We start from the raw sequence: 448 nt of genomic DNA, 5'->3' as shown, positions 1-448 counted from the left end.
CACCGCATCTGGTAATCCCCAGTTGGAACAGCTCAACCAGCAGATCAATGCCTATCACCATCTACAGAGCAAACAATTCAGCGCCCGTGGAAGCGTACGCGATGCACAGGTCGGCTACTGGTTTCAGCTCGAAGGGCATCCCGAACTGACCCAGCACAGCGCAGACGAGCGCCAGATGATCATTGTGGGCAAACACTACAGCAATCAAAACAACTTGCCCAAAGAACTACAACAACAGCTCAACTACAACGTACCCGAACAACGCCACCACAGCGAACTGACCTTGGTTCGCCGCAACATCAAAATCGTACCCGAGTACCACCCGCAGCAACATCGTCCACCGGCACATCCGCAACGCGCCAAAGTGGTAGGGCCAGAAGGCGAACAGGTACATGTGGACGAATGGGGACGCATCAAAGTCCGGTTCCTGTTTACCCGAAGTGAAGAC

The 448-nt window shown here is 54.2% G+C and carries 1 pseudogene; it reads left to right on the top strand.

The window, feature by feature from the left end:
* A pseudogene (locus tag L2096_RS16185) lies at positions 1-448 on the top strand (contractile injection system protein, VgrG/Pvc8 family); the annotation flags it as partial.

It is taken from the genome of Acinetobacter sp. ACZLY 512 (assembly GCF_023614015.1).
Classification (GTDB): domain Bacteria; phylum Pseudomonadota; class Gammaproteobacteria; order Pseudomonadales; family Moraxellaceae; genus Acinetobacter; species Acinetobacter soli.
This window is presented reverse-complemented; position numbering and strand designations above follow the sequence as displayed.